Source organism: Mycobacterium mantenii (genome assembly GCF_001667865.1).
Lineage (GTDB): Bacteria > Actinomycetota > Actinomycetes > Mycobacteriales > Mycobacteriaceae > Mycobacterium > Mycobacterium mantenii_A.
Genome location: NZ_LZJP01000032.1, coordinates 166,796 through 182,409 on the forward strand (window position 1 = coordinate 166,796; position 15,614 = coordinate 182,409).

Below are 15,614 nucleotides of genomic sequence, written 5' to 3' on the forward strand. Positions count from 1 at the left end.
CTACTCGTGCGCGACTAACTCAGAAGTTCGCGCAATGCCAGGGCATTACGGACCGCGTGGCCACCCAGGTCGTTGTTGAAATACATCCACACGTCCCTGTCCTCGTGGGCCCACTCGGCGAGTCGGTCGGCCCAGCGACGTAAGTCGTCGTCGGAATAGGACCCGGCATAGTTCGCTTCCGGATCCGGCCCGTGCATCCGGATGTACACGAAGTCGGTCGTCGCCCGGGGTATGCACTCCAGCCCCAGGCCGCTCATCACCACATAGGCGGCTCGGTGGCGTTCCAGCAATTCGAACACGGCGGGGTCATTCCAGGACGGGTGCCGCAATTCGACGGCCACCCGGATCGACTCGGGCACCAGCGCCAGGAACGAATCCAGGCGCGCGTCGTCACGCTGCTGGCCGGGATGCAATTGCACCAGCAGTACCCCGTGCCGATCACCCAGCAGGCGCCAACAGTGTTCGAACCGCTCGATCCACGGCTCGGGTGAGGCCAGCCGGCGGTAGTGCGTCAAGCCGCGATGCGCCTTCACCGACATGGTGAAGCCCTCCGGCAACTGCCGGCGCCAACCCGTGAAGGTCGAATCCTGGGGCCACCGGTAGAAACTCCCATTCAGTTCGACGGTGTCGAACACCTCGACGTAGCGGGCGAGTCGGCGCCCCGACGGCGTTCCGGCCGGATACAGCACATTGACCCAGTGGTTGTACGACCACCCCGAGGTTCCGATGCGTGTGCTCACGACTCGCTCAGCCGGTCACCCGCTGACGCACGTCGTCGTCCAGCGACGCCCTGACCAGGGCGGCGGCCAGCCGCGCATTATCCTGCGGCGCAAGTGATCCCAGCTTCGCCGGGTCGGCGGGCAAACCCAGCTTCTTGGCGGTTCCGATGGTTCGGTCGTCGAAGTACGGACGCACCCAGGGCCACACGTCTTGAACTTCGCGCAGGTAGATGTCGGCACCGGTGTCGCCGATCCCCTTGAACGCCTTCAACATCCGTTTGGCCGCGGCCGCGTCGCGCCCGCAGCGCTCTGCCAATTGCCGCAGATCGCCCGAGTACTCGTCACGAACGCGGTCGGCCATATCGGCGAGCCGGGTCGCCGAACTCTCGTCGTAGCGTACGTAGTGCGCGCGTCCGAACGCTTCGATCATGGTCTTCCGGTCCGCGGCCTGCACGGCCTTCGGCGTCCGCAGGCCCGCTTTGAACAGTTCCCGCGCGGCGGCCATGGCGATGTCGGCGTCGATCGGCTTGCTGGCGAGCATGCACAGCACCAGGAGCTGAAACAGCGGCATCGGCTTGTCGCTCATCGTGATGTGTGCCTGCGCCGCATAGGTCGTACCGGCGACGTCGAGCAGTCGTCGCACCCGCTTGTCCATAGGCAATCGCGTACCCCGGCCCTGCGCGAGCAAACCGCACGCTATTTGGGTGGCAGGCTGCGTGCGTGACCCACGCCGTGGGTGACCCAAACCTGCAACTGTCGTTTGGTTCGCAGGCCGGTGTCGTCAACCCGTAGCCAGCCGCGAACATCCCGGCCGCCCATCACCATGGGGTGGACGTGCGCGCGCCGCAGCATCGTGTCGAGGTCGTCGGGCGCCACCCGCACCAGCAGCCCGCCCTGGCCGCTGACGGCCACCGACATGTTGCCGTTGATCAGAAACGCCAGACCGCCGAACATGCGTTTCTCCTCGAGACCTGGCTCAGCACCGAGGAGTTCGCGGATCCGGTTGGCCAGATCCTCGTCGTAGGCCATGAACGGGCGTCAGTCCAGATCGACGCGGACGGTCAGCAGGTCGCTGCCCATCAGCCGGACCACCGCGCTGTTCAGCCGCGGCAGCTTGCCCAGCCGTTGCACGGCGTCGTCGTCGGGCAGCAGGTGGGCCGTGCCGTTTCGCCACTGTCCGCCGACCCGCACCCGCACGGCCGGGTTGGCTTTGATGTTGCGGACGTAGTCCGAGTGGTCACCGTGTTCGGAGACCATCCAGAACTGGTTGTCCACGACGCGCCCGCCCACCGCGGTGCGCCGCGGCTGTCCGCTCTTGCGTCCGGTGGTTTCCAGCATGGTCATCGGCAACTGACGACCCACCGGATTGACCAGCAGCCGCTGAACGCGATGGACCACTTGCCGTTTCAGATTCCCAGAGTCACTCATGCCTTGATTCTGCCGCAAACGAGAACAGCCGCCACATGCGCGGCGGCTGTCTCGTTGCACGGCTTTACGTCGCGTAGGCGACGAAGTGACCGTCCGGCAGGAAGACGCCCCACTGGTTTACGTCCGGGTTAAATACCACCGGGTAGTCGCCCGGCTGGCCCGGCGGCATCCAGCGAGCCGGATACCCATAACCGACCGGGTCGTTGAAGTGACCCGGCGGCGGGAATCCGCGCTGTCCGGGCGGAAGCGGGGTGCCCGGACCGTTGCAGTTCGCGCCCGGCCCCCCGACGCAGCCCGGTACCGGCGGATTCGGCCCATGTGGATCGGCTTGCGCCAACCCTGCACCAATTCCGAACGCACCGGACGTCAGTGCACCCGCAATCGCAGCGCTAGCAGCGATTCTGTTCAACCTCATGATGAACTCCTTATCGAGCCGCTCGACCGCCGTTGGCGGCTTCGCAACAGTGATTTGTTGTTCGTCACCCGCGCCGATTGACGTCGGGTCGAGGTCATACCCCCCTCGGCTGGTTTTCCCTCTGCGCAAGGACGTACCCGGCCCCGGGGAGGGCAAAACCTCGCCGCAATCCCCGGGGAACCACGTCAGCGGTGTTTGCTGCTCAGGCTGCCGGCGACCTCACGCGGCCACCGTGGCGGCCTCGGGCGCCGGTTCCAGCGCCTGGGCCACGATCTCGGCGACGTCGGTCATGGGCCGCACATCCAGCGCCTCGAGCACCTCGGCCGGCACGTCGTCGAGATCCGGCTCGTTGCGCGCGGGGATGAAAACCGTTGACAATCCCGCACGTTGGGCCGCCAACAGCTTCTGCTTGACGCCACCGATGGGCAGCACCCGGCCGTTCAGCGTGACCTCGCCGGTCATGCCGACGTCCGAGCGGACCTGACGTCCGGTCGCCATCGACACCAACGCGGTCACCATGGTGACTCCGGCGGACGGGCCGTCCTTGGGCACCGCACCCGCCGGCACGTGCACGTGGATGCGCCGGTCCAGCGCCGTCGGGTCGACACCCAGCTCGGCGGCGTGAGAGCGCACGTAGGACAGCGCGATCTGCGCCGACTCCTTCATCACGTCGCCCAACTGCCCGGTCAGCTGCAAGCCCGGCTCGCCGTCGGTGGCGCCGGCCTCGATGTAGAGCACGTCGCCGCCGAGGCCCGTGACGGCCAGGCCGGTGGCAACGCCCGGCACCGCCGTGCGCTCGGCCGACTCCGGCATGAACCGCGGACGGCCCAGGTAATCAACCAGCTCCGGCTCGTCGATGGTCAGCGGCGCGGGATCCCCTTCGGGTTTGGAGGCCAGCTTGGTGGTCGCCTTGCGCAGCGCCTTGGCCAGCAGCCGTTCGAACTGCCGCACACCGGGCTCGCGGGTGTAGTCGGCGGCGATCTTGCGCAACGCCGCGTCGGTCACCGCGACCTCGTCCTCGGTCAGCGCCGCACGGTCCCGCTGCCGGGGCAGCAGGTAGTCCCGGGCGATGGCGACCTTGTCGTCCTCGGTGTAGCCGTCGATCTGCACCAACTCCATCCGGTCCAGCAGGGCCGACGGGATGTTCTCGATGACGTTGGCGGTGGCCAGGAACACCACGTCGGACAGGTCCAGATCCAGGTCCAGGTAGTGGTCGCGGAACGTGTGGTTCTGCGCGGGGTCGAGCACCTCCAGCAGCGCCGCGCTCGGGTCGCCGCGATAGTCGGAACCGACCTTGTCGATTTCGTCCAGCAGCACAACGGGATTCATCGACCCCGCCTCGCCGATCGCGCGCACGATCCGGCCCGGCAACGCGCCCACGTAGGTGCGCCGGTGCCCGCGGATCTCGGCCTCGTCGCGCACACCGCCCAGGGCGACGCGGACGAACTTGCGGCCCAACGCCCGGGCCACGCTCTCGCCCAGCGACGTCTTGCCGACCCCGGGGGGACCGGCCAGCACCATCACCGCGCCGGAGCCGCGGCCGCCGACCACCTGCAGCCCCCGCTGGGCACGACGCGCCCGCACGGCCAGGTATTCGACGATGCGGTCCTTGACGTCGTCCAGCCCGTGGTGGTCGGCGTCCAGGATTTCCCGCGCGGCCTTCAGGTCCGTCGAGTCTTCGCTCTTGACGTTCCACGGCAGGTCCAGCACGGTGTCCAGCCAGGTGCGGATCCAGCCGCTTTCCGGGCTTTGGTCGCTGGAGCGTTCCAGCTTGCCGACCTCGCGCAGCGCGGCCTCGCGCACTTTCTCGGGCAGCTCGGCCGCTTCGACGCGGGCGCGGTAGTCGTCGGATCCGTCCGGTTCGCCCTCGCCGAGCTCCTTGCGGATCGCGGCGAGCTGTTGGCGCAGCAGGAATTCCTTCTGCGTCTTCTCCATGCCCTCGCGCACGTCTTCGGCGATCTTGTCGCTCACCTCGACCTCGGCGAGGTGCTCGCTGGTCCAATCGATCAGTACGCGCAGCCGTTCGGCGACGTCGACGGTCTCCAGCAGCTGCCGTTTCTGCGCGTTGGTCACGTAGGACGCGTAGCCCGAGGTGTCCGCCAGGGCCGACGGATCGGTCAGCCGGTTGACGTAGTCGATGATTTCCCAGGCTTCACGGCGTTGCAGCATGGCCAGCAGCAGTTTTTTGTACTCCGCCGCCAGCGCCTTGATTTCGTCGGTCGTCTCGGTCTCGGGGACCTCGGTCACCTCGACCCACAGCGCCGCACCCGGCCCGGACGCTCCCGCCCCGATCTGTGCCCTGCGCTCGCCGCGCACCACCGCGGCGGTCCCGCCGCCGGCGATGCGTCCGACCTGCAGGATTTTCGCGATCACGCCGTGGGAGGGATACCGGTCCTCGAGCCGGGGGGCGATCAGCAGCTGCCCGGACTCGCTCGCCTGAGCGGCGTCGATCGCCGCGCGGGCGGCGTCGTCCAGCGCGATCGGCACCACCATTCCGGGCAACACGATGGTGTCGGTTACAAACAGCACCGGCACCGACTTGGCTTCAGCCATCAATCCTCCAAAACTTGAGTCTGATGCGCTTAACCCAGCCGGGCGGGGGTTTGTTCCCCTCCGGCCCGTGTTCGCCGCGAGCGTGAGGCCATCGTCACACTGCGCGGCGAGTGTGACACCAGCGTCACGCCGGAGGCTGAGCGGGCCCCAGCCGCCGCAGTTGCGTCACGTGCCGGGGTGACAGCTCTTCCAGGCAGGTGACGCCGAGCAGCGCCATGGTCCGCAGAATCCCGCCCCGGAGGATGTCGATCGCGCGGCACACCCCCGCCTCGCCGCCGGCCATCAGCCCGTACAGGTAGGCCCGCCCGACCAGCGTGCAGCGGGCCCCCAGCGCGATCGCGGCGACGATGTCGGCGCCCGACATGATGCCCGTGTCCACCAAGACCTCGGTGTCTTTCCCAAGCTCACGCGCGACCGTCGGCAGCAGGTGAAACGGCACCGGGGCCCGGTCCAGCTGGCGGCCGCCGTGATTGGACAGCACGATGCCGTCGACGCCGCGGTCGACGACGGCACGGGCGTCCTCGAGCGTCTGAATCCCTTTTACGACGAGCTTTCCGGGCCATTGCTTCTTGATCCACTCCAGGTCGTCGAAGGTGAGGCTGGGATCGAACATCGTGCTCAAATACTCGGCGACGGTGCCCGGCCAGCGATCCAGCGAGGCGAACGCCAGCGGCTCGGTCGTCAGCAGGTCGAACCACCACTTCGGGTGCGGCACGGCGTCCAGCACGGTGCGCAGCGTCAGCGTCGGCGGGATCGTCATGCCGTTGCGGTTATCTCGCAGCCGCGCACCGGAGACGGGAACGTCGACGGTGGCCAGCAGGGTGTCGAAACCCGCATCGGCGGCGCGCCGCACCAACGCCATCGAGCGCTCGCGATCGCGCCACATGTAGAGCTGGAACCACTTTCGGCCCTGCGGAACGGCGGTCACCAGATCCTCGATCGCACAGGTGCCCAGTGTGGACAGCGAAAACGGGATCCCCGCCCGGGCCGCCGCCTGCGCCCCGGCGATCTCGCCCTCGGTGTGCATCAAGCGGGTGAATCCGGTGGGCGCGATTCCGAACGGCAGCACGACCGGCTGGCCCAGCACGTTCCAGCCGGCGGTGACTTGGGAGACGTCGCGCAGGATCGTCGGGTGAAACTCGATGTCGCGGAACGCTTGTCGAGCACGTTCGAGGGAAAGCTCGTCCTCGGCGGCGCCGTCGGTGTAATCGAACGCCGCCCTGGGGGTGCGGCGCTTGGCGATGTTTCGCAGATCTTGGATCGTGTAGGCGGACTCGAGCCGGCGCCTGGTCGGATCCAATCGCGGTCGCTTGAACTGAATCAGCGGTGCGAGATCGCGCACCCTGGGCACTCGTCGGTGGACCGCCATGTGTGCAACCGTAGTCACATGGTCCCGGAGAGCGACCCCTTCGACCTGGAGCGGTTCGTCGACGCGCAGGCCTCGGTGTACGGCGACGTGGTCGACGAGCTGCGCTCGGGACGAAAACGCACTCACTGGATGTGGTTTGTCTTCCCGCAGCTGCGCGGCCTGGGCGGCAGCCCGACCGCGGTGCACTACGGCATCTCGTCGCTCGACGAGGCCCGCGCATACCTGCGGCATGAGCTGCTCGGGCCGCGCTTGCGCGAGTGCGCCCGGCTGGTCAGCGCGGTGCAGGGGCGATCGGTCGGGCAGATTTTCGGCTCCCCGGATGACCTCAAGCTGCGCTCGTCGATGACGCTGTTCGCCCGCGCCACCGACGACAACGAGGACTTCATCGCGGTGCTCGACAAGTATTACGACGGCCGTCACGACCCGCGGACTCTGGAACGCCTAGGCCGGGCTTAAAACCCGCCAGCCGTGCGGTTCCACGACCAGCGCTTCCACCACCTCCTGCGGCGGGGCCGCCGATCCGCCGACGACCTCTGCGCGGGGCGTGCCGACCTCCGGCAGCGACACGCGCAGCGGCTCGTCGTCGATATTGAGCACCACCAGCAGGGCGTCCTCGCCGTTGCGTGTCTCATAGACGTAGTGCCGGTTCTCCAGCAGCCGTGCGGTGACGGACGCTTTGTGCAGCCAGGGGTAGCGGCGACGCAGCCCGATCAGATACTGGTGCAACCGCCAGGTCTCGACACCATTATCGTCCAATTGCAATGGGGAAGAGTCGAATTCGGGACGCACCGCGTCATCTCCGCCGTACCGCTCTTCCTTGACACCCCGAAACCCCAGCTCGTCGCCGGCGTACACGCTGGGCACCCCGCCGGCGGTGAGCAGCAGCACCAGCGCGTGGGTCACGTGTTCGGGGTTTTCCAGCCGGCTGGCGATGCGGGTGACGTCGTGGTTGCCGATGAACGTCAGCGGCGCGAATTCGGCCAGAAACTCGTTGTGGCGCTGCAGCGCCCAATCGAGTTCGAAGAAGTTGCGGTCGTTGAGGCTGCTCCAGATCGCCTTCCACAGCTCGTATTGCGTGGCCGAGTCGAAGGTCGCGGCCCGCACGACCGCGGCGTAATCGCCGTGGATGAGTTCGCCGACGAACCAGGCGTCCGGGTTGCGCTCGCGGACCCTCGGCAGGGTCGACGCCCAGAAGTGTTGTGGCACGGCGTACGCCGCGTCGAGGCGCCAGCCGTCCGCGCCGCGCCCCAGCCAGTGCGTCATGACGTCGACGGTGTAGTCGGCCACTTCGGGGTTGTCGTGGTTGAGGGTGATCAGCCCGGAGTGGCCCTCGAAGTTGTGGAAGCGCCCAGGCCGGCCGCGAAACCAGCGGGCTGCCGCGTCATCGCCGTCGGCCGCCTCGCGATAGCGCGCGAAATCCTCCCCGACGTGATTGAACACCCCGTCGAGGAGCACGCGCAGGCCCCGCCGATGCGCCTCGGCGACTAGGTGGTCGAAGTCGGCGTCGTCGCCCAGCCGGGGATCGATGCGGTAGTGGTCGGTGGTGTCGTAACCGTGTGTGCGCGAGGCGAAGACGGGCCCCAGCGCAATACCCGAAGCCCCGAGCTCGATGGCGTGGTCCAACCAGTCGACGAGCCGCCGCAACCGGTGTTCGCCCGGCTGCGGCGGCTCGCTTGACTGCGGTGCGGGGAATGCCCCCACGAACCCCAGGGGGTAGACCTGCCACCAGATCGCGTGCTGGACCCAGGCGGGTCCCGTCACGGCACTGGACACGACGGCGTGGTCAGCCGACGGCTGTCAGCGTCTGGGAGGCGATGATCGCTTGTGCGACACCGGAAATGATGGCCGCGGCCTTCAACGCCTCCTGGATGGTTTCCCGGCTGACACCGGCCTCGCGGAGCGTGTGCTCGTGAGCGGCTACACAGTCCGGGCATCCGTTGATCGACGACACCGCGAAGGACCAGAGCTCGAAGTTCGCCTTCTCCACGCCGGGATTGGCGATGATGTTCATCCGCAATCCCGCGCGCAGGTCGTCGTACTTGCCGTCTAGGAAGCCGCGGCCACGGTAGAACACGTTGTTCATGCCCATGATCGATGCGGCTCCCAGCGCCGCGTTGTACGCCTCGGCGGACAGGACATCGGCCGCCTCGGCACCAATCTCGGTGAGCACCTGCGTGTTCCGGGTCGCTGCGGCACTGGCCAGCAGCGTGCCCCACAGTTGCTCCTCGTTGAGCTCGGTCGTGCGCGTGATCGAGCCCAGGTTGAGCTTGAGGTCCTTGGCGTACTCGGGCAGCGCTTCCTTGAGATTTTCTACGCTCATCTCGCCTCCTGATCAGACCCTATGCGATCAGGCGGCGATCAGGCCGACTGCTTGAGCAGCTCGGTGGCGTCCAGCGTCGGGTCGCCCTTGCGCCAGTTGCAGGCGCACAGCTCGTCGGACTGCAGCGCGTCGAGGACCCGCAGCACCTCTTCGACGTTGCGGCCCACCGAACCCGCGGTGACCGACACGAACTGGATCTCGTTGTTCGGGTCGACGAGGAAGGTCGCCCGGTCGGCCACGCCCTCGGCGTTGAGCACACCGGTGCCCAGGCTCAGCTCGCGCTTGATGTCCGAAAGCATCGGGAACGGCAGCTTCTTCAGGTCGTCGTGCTGGGCGCGCCAGTTGAAGTGCACGAACTCGCTGTCGATCGAGACGCCCAGAACCTGCGCGTCGCGGTCGGCGAATTCGTCGTTGAGCTTTCCGAACGCGGCGATCTCGGTCGGGCACACGAAGGTGAAGTCCTTGGGCCAGAAGAACACCACCCGCCACTTGCCGGCGTGGTCCTCGTTGGTGATTGTGGTGAAGTAGTCCCCAGGCTGCTTGGCGTCGACCTTGGACAGATCGCCCGCGATCAACGCAGTGAGCTCGTAGGCGGGGAACTGGTCGCCGATGGTCAGCAGAGGCATATCGCTCCTTATCTGGATTTACTCAAGTTTAGATGTCTCCACCATGCTGCCGCGTACGCTTGTTGAAGTAAAGGTGATATTTGACACTAGACTTATAGGCATGCCCGATAAGAGTTATCAGCCTACGATCGCCGGCCTGCGCGCGTTCGTCGCGGTCGCCGAGAAGCGTCAATTCAGCAGTGCTGCAGCGGCTCTCGGTGTAAGTCAGTCGACGTTGTCGCAGGCGCTGGCGGCGCTGGAAGCCGGCCTGGGCACCCAGCTGGTCGAGCGCTCCACCCGGCGAGTCTTCTTGACAACGGAGGGCACCCAGCTGCTGTCGCGCGCTCAGGCCGTGGTCGAGGCGGCGGACGCATTCAGCGCCGCGGCCGCCGGGTCGTCCGACCCGCTGCGCGCCGGCATGCGGCTGGGGCTGATCCCCACGGTGGCACCCTATGTGCTGCCGACCGTGCTGGCCGGGGTCGCCGAGCAGCTGCCCGAGTTGACGTTGCGGGTGACCGAAGACCAGACCGAGCGGTTGCTGGCCGTCTTGCGGGAAGGCGCACTGGATGCGGCCCTGATCGCGCTGCCCGCCGAGGGCGCCGGTGTAACCGCGATTCCCATCTACGACGAAGATTTCGTACTCGCCCTCCCGCCCGGCCATCCTCTGGCGGGCAAACGCCGGGTCCCTGCGACCGCGCTGGCCGACCTGCCCCTGCTGTTGCTGGACGAGGGGCACTGCCTGCGCGACCAAGCGCTCGACGTCTGCCATAAAGCGGGCGTGCGCGCGGAGCTGGCCAATACCCGGGCGGCGTCACTGGCAACCGCGGTGCAATGCGTGACCGGCGGCTTGGGTGTGACGCTCATTCCACAGAGCGCGGTGCCGGTCGAGGCGTCGAGAAGCCGGCTGGGCCTTGCGCAGTTCGCCGCGCCCCGACCGGGACGCCGGATCGGTTTGGTTTTCCGCTCATCGAGCGGACGCGACGAGTCCTATCGCCGGCTGGCCGGGCTCATCGGGACCCTGATCAGCAGCCAGCACCAGGTACGGCTGGTCAAATAGCTCCGCGGCGACGGTAAGTTCTGCGTATGGAGAAGGTCATCGCAGTGCTGATGCGTGCCGAGCCGGATGACGCGTGGTGCGCCCGGCAACGGGGTCACGTCGCCGACGCACTGCTGCAACTGGGCATCGCCGGGCTGCAGCTGAACGTTCGTGACAGCACCGTGCGCCACTCGCTGATGACCTTGACGACCTTGGACCCACCCGTGGCCGCGGTGGTGAGCATGTGGACCCAGCAATGCTACGGCGACCAGACCGCGGCGGCACTCAAATTCCTCGGCCAGGAATGCGATCGACTCGCCGCGTACTTGGTGACCGAGTCTGTCCCGATCATCGCCCCGCCATCCGAACCCGGCACTCGCACACCGGGTTTGGCCAACGTCGCGCTGCTGCGCAGGCCTGACGGCATGGACCAGGCGACCTGGCTGGACCGTTGGCAGCGCGACCACACGCCGGTCGCCATCGAAACGCAATCGACGTTCGGCTACACCCAGAACTGGGTGGTGCGGTCCCTGACCCCGGACGCTCCGGGAATCGCGGGCATCGTCGAGGAGTTGTTCCCTGCTGAGGCCATCACCGACCTCCACGCATTCTTCGGAGCCGCCGATGACAACGACCTGCAGGACCGGTTGGGCCGAATGGTCGCCAGCACCAGTGCCTTTGGCGCCAACGAGAACATCGACACCGTCCCGACCAGCCGGTACGTCTTCGCTACACCGTTCAATCAATGAGGTACTCAAATGACGACACTGAGCGACGCCGTGGCCCTGGCCGCGGCGGAAAATGGTCTGGCGGTGGTATCCACCGTCCGCGCTGACGCGACGGTGCAGGCATCGCTGGTCAACGTGGGCCTGTTGCCGCATCCGGCGAATGGTCAACCGGTGCTGGGCTTTACCACCTACGGCCGGGTCAAGCTGGCCAACCTGCGCGCCCGCCCACAGCTGGCGATCACCTTCCGCAACGGATGGCAGTGGGCGACCGTCGAGGGCCGGGCGGAGCTGGCCGGCCCCGACGACACCCAGCCATGGCTGACGGACGCCGACCAGTTGCGGTTGCTGCTTCGCGACGTGTTCACCGCTGCGGGCGGCACCCACGACGACTGGGACGAGTACGACCGGGTGATGGCTTCCGAGGGTCGCGCCGTGGTGTTGATCGCCCCAACCCGCGTCTACAGCAACGGGTGAGCTGGTTAGGCTGCTGGCGTGACGCTGCAGATCGATGACGAGAAACGGGTACGCACCCTCACGCTGAACCGGCCGGAGGCGCTCAACGCGTTCAACGAAGCCCTTTACGACGCCACGGCCGAGGCGCTGCTGGCCGCCGCCGAGGATCCCGAGGTCGCGGTCGTGTTGCTGACCGGCGCGGGTCGTGGCTTCAGCGCCGGTACCGACCTCGCCGAGATGCAGGCTCGTATCACCGACCCAGATTTCACCCCGGGAAAACACGGCTTCATCGGGCTGATCAATGCGCTCAGCGCGTTTCCCAAGCCGCTGATCTGCGCGGTGAACGGCGTGGGCGTGGGCATCGGCGCCACGATCCTGGGTTACGCCGATCTGGCGTTCATGTCGTCGACGGCCCGGCTGAAGTGCCCGTTCACCAGCCTGGGCGTGGCCCCGGAAGCGGCATCGTCATACCTGTTGCCCCAGCTGGTGGGCCGGCAGAACGCGGCTTGGCTGCTGATGTCGTCGGAATGGGTGGGTGCCGACGAGGCGCTGCGGATGGGCCTGGTGTGGCGGGTCTGCGAGCCGGACGAGCTGTTGGCGCAGGCCCGCCAGCACGCCGAAGTCCTTGCCTCGCGACCGATCTCGAGCCTGATGGCCGTCAAGCACACGATGATGGAACCCGTTCGCCCCGAGATCGCGGCGGCCACCGCCCGCGAGAACGCCCACTTCGCCGAACTCATGGGCGCACAAGCCAATGCGGCGGCCCTGGCCGACTTCAACAAACGCTGAAGCAATAAAACGCTGAAGTAACAAACGCCGAAGCAACAGACGCTGAAGCCCCTAGGCCGACGGGGCCGTTTCCAGCTTCGCCGAGGCGGCCAGAATGGCCCGCAGCGTGCGCCGGCAACGACCGCAATCACCGCCGGCCCCGCACGCGGCGGCGATTTCCTTGGAGGTCGACGCGCCCTGTGCGACGACGTCGCACACGGTTTGGTTGGTGGCCCCAACGCAAAGGCACACGTACATCAGCGCACCTCCTGCACTCGGCGTCCTCGTCGTCGAAAGCTCGGTCACGCGTCTGCGATTCGTCTCCGGCTCTGGCGTTCCGAGTCATCGGGCACCGCGGCCGGGGGGCCGAATACGCATGGCGCGTATTTAGTGGAGTCTAACCTAAGTTCGTTAGTGGAGTCTAACCTAACCAAGGCGCGACTTACTGCGCTCGGGCAGCCACTGAGTGCAGCCAAACCTTGCTGGAACATTCCCAGCGGCCGTGGCACAGTGCAGCTACAGGCCAGGTTCGTGCGCTCCAGCCCAGCGCGCCGCCGCGGCCGCACTCAACAGCCGCTCACACCATAGGAGTGATAATGCAAGGGGATCCGGAAGTTCTGCGTCTGCTCAACGAACAGTTGACAAGCGAGCTCACCGCGATCAACCAATACTTCCTGCACTCCAAGATGCAGGACAACTGGGGGTTCACGGAGTTAGCTGAGCACACCCGCGCCGAGTCTTTCGACGAGATGCGCCACGCCGAGTCGATCACCGATCGCATCCTGCTGCTCGACGGGTTGCCGAATTACCAGCGCCTTTTCTCGCTGCGCATCGGCCAGACGCTGCGCGAGCAGTTCGAGGCCGACCTGGCCATCGAATACGAGGTGATGGAGCGGCTCAAGCCGGCGATCATCCTGTGCCGGGAGAAGCAGGACTCCACCACCGCGAACCTCTTCGAGGAGATCGTGGCCGACGAGGAGAAGCACATCGACTACCTCGAGACCCAGCTGGAGCTGATGGACAAGCTGGGCGTGGAGCTGTACTCGGCGCAGTGCGTGTCGCGGCCACCCAGCTGACCCGGCCGGAAGGTAACGTCCGGGGGGTATGACGAGCTCGAGGGCAGCGACCCAAACTCGGCCGGCCTCCGGTGCCGCACCCAGTGGCGAGCTGATCAGCCCGCAACGGCGCAACCTGATCTTCATCGCGATCGTGCTCGGCATGCTGCTCGCGGCCCTGGACCAGACGATCGTTGCGACCGCCCTGCCGACCATCGTCGCCAATCTGGGCGATGCCGGCCATCAGTCCTGGGTCGTCACCAGCTATCTGCTCGCGTCGACCATCGTGACGGCGCTGGTGGGCAAGCTCGGCGACGTGTTCGGCCGCAAACGCGTATTCCAGACCGCCGTAATCTTTTTCGTCGCCGGATCGATACTTTGCGGCCTGGCCCAGTCGATGGCCATGCTGGTGGGGGCCCGGGCCCTGCAAGGAATCGGCGGTGGCGCGATCACCGTCACGGCCAGCGCGCTGATCGGCGAGGTCGTTCCCCTGCGCGAACGGGGCCGATACCAGGGCATCCTCGGGGCGGTTTTCGGCGTCACCACCGTCATCGGTCCGCTGCTCGGCGGCTACTTCACCGACTACCTGAGCTGGCGGTGGGCCTTCTGGGTCAACGTGCCGATCTCGGTCATCGTCATCTTCGTTGCCGCGGCGGCGATTCCCGCACTCACCGCGTCCACCAAGCCGGTGATCGATTACGCCGGCATAACGTTCGTGGGCCTTGGCGCCGCGGGACTGACGCTGGCGACCAGTTGGGGCGGCACCCTGTACCCATGGGGATCGCCGACGATCGTCGGCCTGTTCGTCGGCGCCGCGGTGGCGCTCGGGGTTTTCGTGGCGGTGGAACGTCGCGCCGCCGAGCCGATCCTGCCGATTCGGCTGTTCGCCAGCCCGGTGTTCACCGTGTGCTGCGTGCTGTCCTTCGTGGTGGGCTTCGCCATGCTGGGCGCCATGACCTTCCTGCCGACCTATATGCAGTACGTCAACGGCGTTTCGGCAACCACCTCGGGTCTGCGTACCCTGCCCATGGTGCTCGGGATGCTGGTCACCTCGACCGGCAGCGGTACCATCGTCGGCCGGACCGGCCGCTACAAGATCTTCCCGGTGGCCGGCACCGCCCTGATGGCGCTGGCGTTCTTGCTGATGTCGCGGATGCAGCCGTCCACGTCCGCCTTGATCCAGTCGCTGTACCTGGTGATCCTGGGCGCCGGCATCGGATTGTCCATGCAGGTGCTGATTCTCATCGTGCAGAACACCTCGAACTTCGAAGACCTCGGTGTCGCCACATCGGGCGTGACATTCTTCCGCACCATCGGAAGTTCGTTCGGCGCAGCCATTTTCGGCTCGCTGTTCGTGAATTTCCTGAACCACCGAATCGGTCCGGCGCTGGCGGCCAGCGGCGCGCCGCCCAGCGCGGTGAGTTCGCCGGGGGCCCTGCACCGGCAGCCGCACGATGTAGCCGCGCCCATCGTGGCGGCCTACGCCGAGTCGCTCACCCAGGTCTTCTTCTGGGCGGCGCCGGTCGCCGTGGTCGGCTTCGTGCTGGCGTTGTTCCTGCGCGAAATCCCGCTCCGAGATATTCACGACAGCACAGTCGATCTCGGCGATGCATTCGGGATGCCGACCACCGAGACACCCGACCAGATGCTGGAGAACGCGATCGCGCGGATGTTGCGCGGCGAAACCGGTATGCGCTTGCGCAGCATCGCGATGCGACCCGATTGCCGGCTCGACGTCGCCGGACTGTGGGGGGTTTTGCGGATCAATCGCTACACGCAGATGTACGGGACCGCCCGGCTCACCGACATGGCCGACTACCACCGGATCCCGTTCGAGGTGCTCGAGCCCACCTTCGCGCGGCTGGTGGCCAGCGGTTATGCGCAGCGCGACGGCGAGCAGATGTGGCTCACCCCGGCCGGGGGACAACAGGTCGCCTACGTGCACTCCCTGCTGTTGGCCTGGCTGGTCGACAAGCTCGCCCGGTCACCGGGTTTCGAGGGCCGCCCGGACCGCCGCGCCGTCGAGGCCGCGCTGGATCGCGTCGCGCATCGAGTTCTCGCCCAACGCGATTGGCATGACGAGCAGCCGACCATGGCGATCCCGGCGGCTGTTCGCTAGGCGATTGTCGATGCGCATTCGCTGACATGCCCGATCCGGGTGGTGG

18 protein-coding genes are annotated in these 15,614 nt (G+C 67.0%); 7 read left to right on the plus strand and 11 right to left on the minus strand.

Going from position 1 to position 15,614, the window contains the following annotated elements:
* Positions 1-14 precede the first annotated feature (14 nt).
* The 7 genes from A5688_RS05695 to A5688_RS05725 form a co-directional block, all read right to left on the minus strand.
* Positions 15-740 (minus strand): DUF72 domain-containing protein, encoded by a 726-nt coding sequence (locus A5688_RS05695; protein WP_067913482.1) that lies wholly within the window; start codon positions 738-740, stop codon positions 15-17.
* 7 nt (positions 741-747) lie between these two features.
* A complete protein-coding gene (locus tag A5688_RS05700; protein WP_067913483.1) occupies positions 748-1,374 on the minus strand; it encodes an endonuclease in 627 nt (208 codons plus the stop codon).
* Positions 1,375-1,415: 41 nt separating this feature from the next.
* The gene (locus A5688_RS05705; protein WP_067913484.1) at positions 1,416-1,748 is read right to left on the minus strand and encodes a TfoX/Sxy family protein; all 333 of its coding nucleotides are present in this window, start codon (positions 1,746-1,748) and stop codon (positions 1,416-1,418) included.
* Positions 1,749-1,757: 9 nt separating this feature from the next.
* Positions 1,758-2,147, minus strand: coding sequence for a nitroreductase family deazaflavin-dependent oxidoreductase (locus A5688_RS05710; RefSeq protein ID WP_067834848.1), 390 nt, complete (start codon positions 2,145-2,147; stop codon positions 1,758-1,760).
* Positions 2,148-2,211: 64 nt separating this feature from the next.
* Positions 2,212-2,562: a hypothetical protein gene (locus A5688_RS05715; protein ID WP_067834846.1), complete on the minus strand. Its 351-nt coding sequence runs from the start codon at positions 2,560-2,562 to the stop codon at positions 2,212-2,214.
* Between the two features lie 219 nt (positions 2,563-2,781).
* Positions 2,782-5,115: an endopeptidase La gene (gene lon / locus A5688_RS05720; RefSeq protein WP_067913485.1), complete on the minus strand. Its 2,334-nt coding sequence runs from the start codon at positions 5,113-5,115 to the stop codon at positions 2,782-2,784.
* A 124-nt stretch (positions 5,116-5,239) separates the two neighbouring features.
* Complete coding sequence (locus A5688_RS05725) at positions 5,240-6,484, minus strand: alpha-hydroxy acid oxidase (RefSeq protein WP_067913486.1); 1,245 nt, start codon at positions 6,482-6,484, stop codon at positions 5,240-5,242.
* Positions 6,485-6,502: 18 nt separating this feature from the next.
* Between A5688_RS05725 and A5688_RS05730 the strand changes: the two genes are divergently transcribed.
* Positions 6,503-6,940, plus strand: a complete 438-nt coding sequence (locus A5688_RS05730) for a DUF1810 domain-containing protein (RefSeq protein WP_067913488.1) — start codon at positions 6,503-6,505, stop codon at positions 6,938-6,940.
* Here the strand turns inward: A5688_RS05730 and A5688_RS05735 are convergent.
* From A5688_RS05735 to A5688_RS05745, 3 genes are read right to left on the minus strand one after another with little or no spacing between them, the layout of a single operon-like run.
* Positions 6,926-8,257: an alpha-amylase family protein gene (locus A5688_RS05735; RefSeq protein WP_067913490.1), complete on the minus strand. Its 1,332-nt coding sequence runs from the start codon at positions 8,255-8,257 to the stop codon at positions 6,926-6,928. The genes A5688_RS05730 and A5688_RS05735 overlap by 15 nt on opposite strands.
* Before the next feature lie 10 nt (positions 8,258-8,267).
* Entirely contained in the window at positions 8,268-8,804 is a 537-nt protein-coding gene (locus A5688_RS05740; protein WP_067913492.1) for an alkyl hydroperoxide reductase, read from the minus strand.
* A 38-nt stretch (positions 8,805-8,842) separates the two neighbouring features.
* Positions 8,843-9,430 carry a peroxiredoxin gene (locus A5688_RS05745; RefSeq protein WP_067834834.1) on the minus strand — a complete coding sequence of 196 codons (588 nt, stop codon included), beginning with the start codon at positions 9,428-9,430 and terminating at the stop codon, positions 8,843-8,845.
* Positions 9,431-9,530: 100 nt separating this feature from the next.
* On the opposite strand from A5688_RS05745, the gene A5688_RS05750 reads away from it, so the two are divergent.
* The 4 genes from A5688_RS05750 to A5688_RS05765 are packed head-to-tail and all read left to right on the plus strand — an operon-like array spanning position 9,531 to position 12,415.
* The gene (locus A5688_RS05750) at positions 9,531-10,466 is read left to right on the plus strand and encodes a hydrogen peroxide-inducible genes activator (protein ID WP_067913494.1); all 936 of its coding nucleotides are present in this window, start codon (positions 9,531-9,533) and stop codon (positions 10,464-10,466) included.
* Positions 10,467-10,492: 26 nt separating this feature from the next.
* The gene (locus A5688_RS05755; protein ID WP_067913502.1) at positions 10,493-11,194 is read left to right on the plus strand and encodes an EthD domain-containing protein; all 702 of its coding nucleotides are present in this window, start codon (positions 10,493-10,495) and stop codon (positions 11,192-11,194) included.
* Positions 11,195-11,203: 9 nt separating this feature from the next.
* Positions 11,204-11,647 carry a TIGR03618 family F420-dependent PPOX class oxidoreductase gene (locus A5688_RS05760; protein WP_067834826.1) on the plus strand — a complete coding sequence of 148 codons (444 nt, stop codon included), beginning with the start codon at positions 11,204-11,206 and terminating at the stop codon, positions 11,645-11,647.
* 18 nt (positions 11,648-11,665) lie between these two features.
* The gene (locus tag A5688_RS05765; protein WP_067913504.1) at positions 11,666-12,415 is read left to right on the plus strand and encodes an enoyl-CoA hydratase/isomerase family protein; all 750 of its coding nucleotides are present in this window, start codon (positions 11,666-11,668) and stop codon (positions 12,413-12,415) included.
* A 51-nt stretch (positions 12,416-12,466) separates the two neighbouring features.
* On the opposite strand, the gene A5688_RS05770 is transcribed toward A5688_RS05765, so the two are convergent.
* Entirely contained in the window at positions 12,467-12,652 is a 186-nt protein-coding gene (locus A5688_RS05770) for a (2Fe-2S)-binding protein (protein ID WP_067834822.1), read from the minus strand.
* Positions 12,653-12,990: 338 nt separating this feature from the next.
* Here A5688_RS05770 and bfr point away from each other — a divergent pair, with 338 nt between their 5' ends.
* Positions 12,991-13,470: a bacterioferritin gene (bfr, locus tag A5688_RS05775; RefSeq protein WP_067834820.1), complete on the plus strand. Its 480-nt coding sequence runs from the start codon at positions 12,991-12,993 to the stop codon at positions 13,468-13,470.
* 28 nt (positions 13,471-13,498) lie between these two features.
* Positions 13,499-15,568, plus strand: coding sequence for an MDR family MFS transporter (locus tag A5688_RS05780; RefSeq protein WP_067913505.1), 2,070 nt, complete (start codon positions 13,499-13,501; stop codon positions 15,566-15,568).
* Positions 15,569-15,614: the final 46 nt, after the last annotated feature.